The organism is Saccharothrix sp. (assembly GCF_031180885.1).
GTDB lineage: Bacteria > Actinomycetota > Actinomycetes > Mycobacteriales > Pseudonocardiaceae > Actinosynnema.
Genome location: NZ_JAPSLK010000109.1, coordinates 1 through 8,758, shown reverse-complemented (window position 1 = coordinate 8,758; position 8,758 = coordinate 1). Strand labels below are relative to the sequence as shown.

Genomic DNA, 8,758 nt, shown 5'->3' with positions numbered 1-8,758 from the left:
ACCTGCACATCGGCCGCAACCCGACCGCCCTGTCACTGGAGCGCTACCGCAACATCCCACCCGGCGGCGGCCGCTTCGACCTCCCCGAACACCTCCTGCCCCGCTGCTGGCGCGAGAAGAAGACGGGCACCACGGACGTCATGGGCCGGATGCGCTGGGACGAACCGTCCCTCACCATCCGCACCGAGTTCTACAAGCCCGAGAAGGGCCGCTACCTCCACCCCGAACACGACCGCCCGATCACCCACCTCGAAGCCGCGCGCCTCCAGTCCTTCCCCGACGACTTCGAGTGGTGCGGCACGAAGATCGAGGTCGCCCGCCAGATCGGCAACGCCGTCCCCCCCACCCTCGCCCGCGCCATCGCCAACCACCTAAAACCCTACCTGACCAGCGAAAACCCACCAATTCCGGATTGCCCGCTCTGCTGACACGCCCGACTCCCTAGTACGACGTGGTGTGTCGTCCTGCTCGTAGGTCGAACCGCCCCTTCGGTTTCCGCTGGCGCTTGCAATCGGGCTTAGGTGCTGACGTGCCGCTTTCGGCAGTCGGCAACGAGAACGTCGAGCAGAGTCGAAGTCATGTGGGCTCCAGCCTGGCGCAGCTGGACTCCACAGCTCGCGGTGGCTCGGCCCTTCCTGGCTTCGCCTGTACGCCGCAGTCGCGGTTATCGGCTACGTCGGCTTTCTCTGGTCCAGTCCTTGCGCCGTAAGGTCGGCATTGATTTCCCGTGTGAGCTGACGTGTGATGTGTCCACGGTGAGCAGCTCGTTGCCTGTGCTGCATGGTGCCCAGCTGGTTGGATCGGTGGTCACGCTCCTCCGTCATCGTCCGGCCCCATCGGGCAAGGGCGTTCTTCACCACAAGTTCCGCTGACACACCGAGCTTCCGAGCCAGCGCTGCGTCGACCTCTGCGGTCTGGATCCGTGATGCGGCTGCGACAACCGGGGTTGGAGCGCTGGCCGTCAGTGAGGTCCGTACCGGAGTGTTCTCCGGTACAACGCTGCCGGCGTGTTTCAGGTTGAGTCCCAAGAGTTCCCGGACTTGGCCGCGGGTCAGCGACAGGCCACCGGCCAGAACGACCTCCTCGTGTCCCTCCAGAAGGTCCGATACGGCAACTCCCAAGGCATGCGCCAACACCAAGACGTCCATAAAGGACAGATGTGGACGGCCACCCGCCTCCAGTGCCGCGATCTTGCTTCGACTGCACGGCACACCGCGACGAGCGAGCAGGAGCGCCATTTCGTGTTGGGTCACTCCAGCTATCCGCCGAAGGCGCTTCAGATTACCCCCGACAACATCACCGACCGTTGAGCCCACGACCGGGTCAACGGATGGACCAGGCCTGATGGTTCCACGAGTCAGCGAGCGACTCGATCACCTCGCAGACGATCGTCACGACGCGTTCGACAGCCCCTCCCCGAACCTCGACCACGGCATGCCACATCGCTTCGTTAGTGCCAGGCTTTCCTGGGTGAAACCGCGCCTGGTCCGTCGGTCCTGGAGCCTCACGCGCTTCAGCGTCCACGCCTCCCCGTGCCTGATCAGAGTCGAGACGATAGCTGAGACGAGAAGGGAAACAGCAGGTCATGGGACGGTCGCGGCGTGCGTGGCTGGGGCCGCGTGGTCGATGCGGATGCCAGCGGTGGTGGCGGTGGTGGTGTTGCCCGACGCGGTCATCATCATGACCTGCAACACCGGCCCCGACCATCTCCTCCACTTCCGCGCGGAATTCCTCAACCGCCTGGACGAAACCGTCGTCTTCCGCGCCTTGGACGCCGAAAACCTGCGCCAGAGCACCGGACTCCTCGTCGGCGGCACCCGCGACCGCCTGCGCGGGAAGGACATCACCCTGGACGTGACCGACGAGGCCGTGGACTGGCTGGCCACCACCGGCTACGTCCCGGAGTTCGGTGCCCGCCCCCTGCGCCCTGCGCCGAACGATCTCCCGAGAACTGGACCGCCGACTTTCCCGCGCCCTGGTCGCCGGTGACCTGCATTCGGGCCACCATGTTGTGGTGATCAGCGAGAGCACCGCCCCGGCCCTCACCATCACGCCGCGACCGGAGCGCTGAGCCGTCTTGGCCCGCACCCGCGGTCAGCCGGCAGTGCACCTCGCCAGCACGGCGGCGGCGCGGTCCGTGCCGTAGCGGTAGCCGGTGGGTTCGAGGACGGATTCCGCTTGTACTGCAAGCGTCCTGGCCTCCATCAGGTCGTGCTCGGTCAACGCGCCGAGGGCCAGCGTGGTCAGGGCCGTGCCCTCCTCCATCCGGTACCCGGCGCGGCGGGCCGGGACCAGGGCGCGCTCGCCGAGCGCCCGCGCACCCGATACCTGCCCGGTCGTCAGGGACAGCTCCGCCAAGCTCCGGCACGCCTGCACCACACCGGCGAGGTACGGCCTGCCGACCTGGGACAGCGCCCGCGCGGTCACCAGGTGGCGCCGCGACTCCTCGGGTGACGCGGTCACCAGCACCGCGCCGACCATGTTCAGCACGTCGACGCGGTTGCGCGTGAAGCCCTGGTCCTCGGCCAGCCGCACCGCGGACCGCCCGCGCGTCACGGCCGTCCCGAGGTCGCCGCTGTCCCGGTGCAGCACGGCGATCAGGGCGGTGCCGAGGGCCTCGAAGGACCGGTTGCCCAGCCGCGCGTGGACGGCGACGGCCTGCTCCAGCAGGTCGTGCGCCTCGGCGTACTTGCCCAAGTGGGACAGCACACCGCCTAGGCACGTACGGCTCTTGCTCGTGCCGCTCACCGAGCCCGCCGCGGCGAAGAGCACGGCACCGCGCTCGAAGTGGGCCGCCGCGCCCTCCAGTTCGCCCAGGTGCCACAACAGCACGCCGAGGTTGTGCCACGCGGCGGCCTGGCCGGCCGGGTCGTCGGCGCGCTCGGCCACGCGCAGGGCGGCACGCAGGTGGTCGACCGCCGGGTGCAGCCGTTCGGTCTCCCACAGCACGATACCCATCCGGCTGTGCGCCTCCGCCTCCCCGGCCGGCCAGTCGGCGGCGCGGGCGAGGTCCAACGCCAGCCCGTACTCGTGTTCGGCCAGGTCGTAGTCCGCCCCACCGAACCGGGCCGCCGCCGAGTTGAGCGTCGCGGCGGCGCGGTCGCGGGGCTCCTCGGCGGCGCGCAGGGCCGCGTCGGCGGCCACCCGCCAGTCCGCGTGCAGGCCGCGCAGCTCGAAGTACCCGCGCAGGCCGTCGGCGAGCGCGACGGCCTCCCGGCCGGGCGCGGCGCGGACCGCGGCGACGAGGTTCACCCGCTCGGCGTCCAGCCACGCCGACGCGGCCGTCTCGTCGGGGAAACCGGCTCCCGAGGTCGGGACGGGCAGCCGCGGCTTGTCCGGGTACAGCGCGCGGGCGGCGTCCTCGACCCTGCTCAGGTAGTGCTCCAGCAGCCGGGCGGACGCCCGGCGCGCCTCGTCGGCCGGGGCCAGCCGCGCGGCGTAGAGGCCCAGCAGGTCGTGGAAGCCGAACCGGCCGCTGGCCCGCCGCTCCAGCAGGTGCGTCGCGGTCAGCTCGTCCAGCACCGGCCGCACGTCCGGCCCGCCGGACAGCGCCTGGGCCGCCGCCACCGCGAAGTCATCGCCCGGCACCACGCCCAGCAGGCCGAACAGCCGCCGCGCGGCCGGGCTCAGCCGCTCGTAGGACAGGTCGAACGCGCGCCGCACGTCGGCCTGGTCGTCGTCGCCCAGCGACAGCCCGCCCAGCCGCTCGTCGTGCAACCGCCGCACGTACTCGGCCAGCGGTTGGTCGGCGACGGCCGCGGCGGCGATGCGCAGCGCCAGCGGCAGGCCGCCGCACAACCGCACCAGCTCCGCCGCCTCCGCCGGCTCCGAGGCCACCCGGTCCGCACCGACGTGGCGGCGCAGCAACTCCAGGGCGTCGGGCACGGGCAGCGCGGCGGGCTCGACGCGGTGCCCTCCCTCCCTGGCGACCAGGCCTGGCAGCCGGTGCCTGCTGGTGACCAGGACGAGGCAGCCCGGCTCACCCGGCAGCAGCGGGCGCACCTGCGCCACGCTCCGCGCGTTGTCCAGCACCACGACCACGCGCCGCCCGGCCAGCGCGGTCCGGTAGGCGGCGGCGGCCTCGTCCACATCCGCGGGCACGTCCTCCGGCGGCACGCCCAGCGCCCGCAGCAACCGCCCCAGCGCCTCCGCGGGCTCCACCTCCGGCGACCACGAGTGGCCGCGCAGGTCGACGTGCAACTGGCCGTCGGCGAACCGGTCGGCCACCCGCCGCGCCCAGTGCACGGCCAGGCTGGTCTTGCCGATGCCCGCCGGGCCGGTGATCAGCACCAGCGGCCGGTCGACGACGGCGTCGAGCGCGGCCAGCTCGGCCCTCCGCCCGGTGAAGCCACCGATGTCGGCGGGCAACTGGCGGGGCGTCGGCGGCCGGGGACGCGGTGCCGCGTCGCCTCCCGGTGCGGTCTCCTCCCACGGGAGGTCGTGCCGCGGTCCGGGGTCGTGCCGCAGGGCGGCGTCGTCGCGCAGGACCATGACCTCCAGCTCCGCCAGCGCCGGCCCCGGCGCGAGGCCGAGTTCGTCGGCGAGGACCTCGCGTGCCCGCTGGTAGGCGTCGAGCGCGTCCGCACGGCGGCCGGACCGGTAGAGCGCGAGCATCAGCTTGGCGTGCCACGACTCCCGCAGCGGGTGCTCGGCCACCAGCGTGGTCAGCTCGCCGACGAGGTCGCGGTGCCGGCCCAGCTCCAAGTCGACGTCCAGCCTGCGTTCCAGGCACGCCAGCCGCTGCGCCTCCAACCGGTCGGCCTCGGCCGCGAGCACCCGACCACCGAGCCCGGCGAGCGCGGGTCCGCGCCACAGCGCGAGCGCCGCGCGCAGCCGGTCCGCGGCCCCGGTGAGCCGTCGCGCCGCAACGAGGTCGTCCGCTTCCCGCACCAGGGCCTGGAACCGGTGCGCGTCCACGTCGTCCGCGTCGAGCACGAGACCCGCCGAGGCCCACGTGATCGGCACGCCGAGGTTGCGCCGCAGGGCCGCGGCGCAGTTGTGCACCTGCGCCCGGCTGGTCCCCGGCGGTTCGTCGTCCCACATCACGGTGATCAGCCGGTCGAGTCCCACCGCGCGCCCGTGCGCGAGCAGGAGCACGGCGAGCAGTTTCTTCTCCCGCGGACCCCCGATCCGGACCGCCGCGTCCCCGCGCCACGCGGCGACCGGTCCCAGCACGCCGAACCGCACTCGATACCTCCGGATAGTCGACGGATGTCGGACGCGTGAACCCCCTCCTTACGTTGTCGTTCGCCGGGGGAGAGACGTTGCGGTCCACCGGCGTTCCAAGGCATCTCGACCGATCGACCAAGGGAGGAACGATGGTGCGCAGATTCCTGGCGCTGCCGCTGCTGGCGGCGCTGTTCGCGCTGCTCGCGCCGCACACGGCGCAGGCGGCCAGCGGCGGGGGTTGCCGCAACACCTACGACGTAGGCGTGTGCGTCAGCTACTCGTCGACGTACAAGCGAGTGTCGGGCGACTTCTACCTCAACAGCAACACTTGGGATTCCTGCACGGCCAAGCTGTACATCCGGGTCAACGGCACGTGGCACTACAAGTACCTCGTTGTCCTCGACCACATTGGGCGCTACCCGGAGGGCCACGTGCCGGTGAGTGGCAGCGGCAGCGCGTACACCAAGGTCGAACTGTACGATTGCGCGGGCAGATTCCAGTACCAGGCCTTCAGCCCGACCCTGTACTACCCCTGACCCGTGGTGGGCTGAGCCGGTCCGCGGGGGCCGGCTCAGCCAATCGGGCGTCAGTCGCGGAACAGGGCTTGCGCGTCGAGCTTTCCCCAGCCGTAGCGCGGGTTCCACACCGGGCCGGTGGTCGCCTTGCGGCGGGTGGTAATGCGGAAGCGTTGTTGGACTTCCCCCGAGGTCAGCCGGGGTTCGCGTTGCAGCATCAAGGCGACGATGCCGGCCACGAACGGGGCCGCCATGCTGGTGCCTGGATGGTCACGTACGTGCCGGACGGGTGCCGCCGTGCCGCCAGGCGGGGTTCCGTGGCCATCTCCGAGCCCGCCGACAACGCCGCCGTGACGACTCGGCAGGGGCCCACGATGTAGCAGTCCAGCGGGAGTTCCAGCCCCAGGCCCGTCCGGGGCTGGGAGTTCCGCGTCTCCATCGTTGAGCGCGAGCAGGGCAGCGACCTGTTCGGCCTCGTCGGGGAGGCATATGATCAACGCCACCGTAGCGCCGGCTTGGTGCTGTTCGGCCAGCCACCGCACAGCGGTCCGGCGCTCCGGAACCGCCTGAGTCTACGAAGTGCGCGCCCCGCGCGCGCAGGTAGTCGACGTTGGCGCGGGTGGTGTGCAGGGCGTCGGCGGTGACCACCACCCCTTCCAGGTCGATGGTGTCCAGCAGCGGGGCGAACGCGGCCGGCTCGCCACCGCCGGTGGGCGCCCGGCGTTGCGCGAGCACCACGCCGTCGTCATGGCGCAGCACCGCCACCAGATAAACCCCAGCGCCGCCCTCGCGCGGATACGTGCCGGCCAGCGACTTGCCGTCCACCGCCACCACCACCGGCGCGTCGGGTTCACGCGCGGGTGCCCGCCGGGCGGTCCACGCCGAGACCGCGGCGTCCACCGCGTCACCGTCCACCCGCGACAACACCCGCCGGATCGTGGACTCCCCCGGCGCGACCCACCGGCCACGACGCGCATCGAACCGCACCCCCAACCGCTCCAGCAGCGGCTGCGGCGCATCCGCCGCCCACTCCCCGATCGCGGTCAACGACCTCGCCCCGGCCGCCACCGCCACCGCGGCCACCACCAGCACCGACACCAGCGAATGCCGCACACCACGAGGATCACGCGGGTTCGGCACCGCCTCCAACAACACCCGCAGATCCGGCACACCGGCCACGGGAACCGACCCCAAACCGACCACCGCATCCGGGATCGGGCACGATAAACCAGCGGGCACGACACCTCACCCGATCATGGGACTTAGACACCCACATGATCAACCAGGTGCCGTGCCCGCCCCACATCGGGGCCCACCAGCCACAACGACTTTGCCGGAACCCTGCCGGTGCGGGGTGGCCGAGGGCTGGTCGCCATTACGATGTGGCGATGCCACAGCAGCACGTCCATGGCGTCGACCTGCTGGAGGTCCGTGGGCTTCGTCTGGTCGAGGTGGACGCGCCGCCAGTGCCGCCGGCTCATCAGGTGGCGCGGGACGCCGTGTGGGATGCCGCAGTCCGGGCGAATCCGAGCGGGTTGTTCGATGGCCCGGTGGTGGTGTGCGCTGGGGTGGATCACGACGGTTCCGGAGCGGTGACGGTGTCCTGGGCTCGGGTCACGTACCGGCACTTCGCCCTGCGGCGTGTTCCCGGAGCGGCGCCGGTGGCGAGCGTGTTCGCGGCCGTTGCGCAGCCGACCGACGAGGGTGGGTTGGTGGTGGGGCGCATGTCGGCGAGTACGGCGGCGCCCGATCGGCTTCAGCTCCCGGGGGGTTCGGTGGAACCGCCCGCGGTCGGAACCGTCCTGGACGTGGCGGGGTTGGCGCGGCACGCGGCGCGGGAGCTGGTCGAGGAGACCGGGATCGCGGTGGCGCACGAGGCTCTGCAGCTGTGGGCCTTGACCAGGGGCGAGCACGGCAACATCGGGGTGTTCTTCCGCGCGCCGTCGCTGCCCGAGGCGGTGGTGCGTGAGCGGTTCGAGGATTTGGTGGCGATCGAGCACGCGGCGGGCCGTGACGTCGAGTTGCGGGAGATCATCTTCCCGTCTTCGGTCGCCGAGCTGACCGCTGTGCGCGGTCCTCGGGTGGACTACCTGGCCTCGATCGTCGATTTGCACACCCGGACGTCGACGTCGTCGCGCCCCATGCGGTGACCAGCGACCGCGGCTGGGTGAGCCGCGGCTCGGGCTCGGACACGTGCGGCGGGTTGGGCCGGTTCAGGCGTTGACGAGCAGGTCGCGGGCACGGTCGTCCAGTTCGACGGCGCAGCGCAGACCGCGGGCGCGGAATCCGGCGATGTCGCTGCGCATCCGGGTGAGGGCCTTGCGGGCGCGGGTGGAGTGGACGCCGTCCATGTGGTCCAGGGCGCGCATCCAGGTCGCGCACGCCTGTTCGACACCGCCGCGTTTGAGGTGCATCTCGGCTGCGGTGGCGAGGTCGAGGGCTTTGATGCGGGCGTAGGTGCCGCCGGGTCGGGCGGCGGCCGCGCGGGCGTACTCCTCGGCGGCGGCGCGGTGGTCGCCGAGCGTCTCGTAGACGCGGGCGGTGCGGGAGGCCACCGACGCACGGGGAGGTCCCCAGGTCAACGCCCAGAAGGCGGGCTGGTCGCCGGGGTCGGTGGCGATCAGCGCGTGGGCGCGGGCGGTCTCGGCGAGAGCGGCCCGGCGGTTGCCGGCTTTGGCGAGCGTGTGGGCGTGGACGACCCGGAACAGCGCCTCGGTGGGCTGGTCGACCCGGCCCTTGGCCCGGCTCAGTCCGGTTTCGGCAAGGTCGAGGCAGTGCTCGGGGCGCCGTAGCCGCAGGCCTTGCATGGCCATCGTGCGCAGCACGAACCCGGCGTGGCCGACGAGTTCGGACTCGTGGGCCAGGGCGTACGACTGAAGGTAGTAGCGCTGGGCCAGGCCGTGTTGTCCGGAGTCGTAACACTTCCAGCCCAACAGGTGAACGCCGCGGCTGGCAGCGGAGAGCATTTCGCGGCGGACGTCGTCGGTGCGGAATCGGCCCCGGCACAGCGGGGCGACGTCGTCGCGCAGGTAGGTCAGCAGGGCGGTGCGGCCGTGGTGTCCACCGTGCCGTTC

At 71.9% G+C, this 8,758-nt stretch carries 9 protein-coding genes; 4 read left to right on the top strand and 5 right to left on the bottom strand.

Annotated elements, in window-relative coordinates:
- The coding region (locus tag RIN75_RS43455) for a DNA cytosine methyltransferase (protein ID WP_309117963.1) at positions 1-428 on the top strand (428 nt) is incomplete at its 5' end.
- A 243-nt stretch (positions 429-671) separates the two neighbouring features.
- On the opposite strand, the gene RIN75_RS43450 is transcribed toward RIN75_RS43455, so the two are convergent.
- Positions 672-1,316 carry a helix-turn-helix transcriptional regulator gene (locus RIN75_RS43450; protein ID WP_309117962.1) on the bottom strand — a complete coding sequence of 215 codons (645 nt, stop codon included), beginning with the start codon at positions 1,314-1,316 and terminating at the stop codon, positions 672-674.
- Positions 1,317-1,632: 316 nt separating this feature from the next.
- Here RIN75_RS43450 and RIN75_RS43445 point away from each other — a divergent pair, with 316 nt between their 5' ends.
- Positions 1,633-1,989, top strand: coding sequence for a hypothetical protein (locus RIN75_RS43445; protein ID WP_309117961.1), 357 nt, complete (start codon positions 1,633-1,635; stop codon positions 1,987-1,989).
- 105 nt (positions 1,990-2,094) lie between these two features.
- Here the strand turns inward: RIN75_RS43445 and RIN75_RS43440 are convergent, their stop codons facing one another.
- Complete coding sequence (locus RIN75_RS43440; RefSeq protein WP_309117960.1) at positions 2,095-5,187, bottom strand: BTAD domain-containing putative transcriptional regulator; 3,093 nt, start codon at positions 5,185-5,187, stop codon at positions 2,095-2,097.
- A gap of 131 nt (positions 5,188-5,318) precedes the next feature.
- On the opposite strand from RIN75_RS43440, the gene RIN75_RS43435 reads away from it, so the two are divergent.
- Entirely contained in the window at positions 5,319-5,705 is a 387-nt protein-coding gene (locus RIN75_RS43435; RefSeq protein WP_309117959.1) for a hypothetical protein, read from the top strand.
- 50 nt (positions 5,706-5,755) lie between these two features.
- On the opposite strand, the gene RIN75_RS43430 is transcribed toward RIN75_RS43435, so the two are convergent.
- Complete coding sequence (locus RIN75_RS43430) at positions 5,756-5,938, bottom strand: S8 family serine peptidase (protein WP_309117958.1); 183 nt, start codon at positions 5,936-5,938, stop codon at positions 5,756-5,758.
- 16 nt (positions 5,939-5,954) lie between these two features.
- Positions 5,955-6,854, bottom strand: coding sequence for an ISAs1 family transposase (locus RIN75_RS43425; protein WP_309117957.1), 900 nt, complete (start codon positions 6,852-6,854; stop codon positions 5,955-5,957).
- A 218-nt stretch (positions 6,855-7,072) separates the two neighbouring features.
- On the opposite strand from RIN75_RS43425, the gene RIN75_RS43420 reads away from it, so the two are divergent.
- Positions 7,073-7,834, top strand: a complete 762-nt coding sequence (locus RIN75_RS43420) for a hypothetical protein (RefSeq protein WP_309117956.1) — start codon at positions 7,073-7,075, stop codon at positions 7,832-7,834.
- 63 nt (positions 7,835-7,897) lie between these two features.
- On the opposite strand, the gene RIN75_RS43415 is transcribed toward RIN75_RS43420, so the two are convergent.
- Positions 7,898-8,758, bottom strand: an 861-nt coding sequence (locus RIN75_RS43415) for a hypothetical protein (RefSeq protein ID WP_309117955.1), incomplete at its 5' end; no start/stop codon positions are given.

Bases quoted from the DNA above. Each gene is read 5' to 3' on its own strand.
- RIN75_RS43420 (WP_309117956.1), top strand. From the start codon at position 7,073: ATGCCACAGCAGCACGTCCATGGCGTCGACCTGCTGGAGGTCCGTGGG.
- RIN75_RS43445 (WP_309117961.1), top strand. From the start codon at position 1,633: ATGCCAGCGGTGGTGGCGGTGGTGGTGTTGCCCGACGCGGTCATCATC.
- RIN75_RS43430 (WP_309117958.1), bottom strand. From the start codon at position 5,938: ATGGCGGCCCCGTTCGTGGCCGGCATCGTCGCCTTGATGCTGCAACGC.
- RIN75_RS43435 (WP_309117959.1), top strand. From the start codon at position 5,319: ATGGTGCGCAGATTCCTGGCGCTGCCGCTGCTGGCGGCGCTGTTCGCG.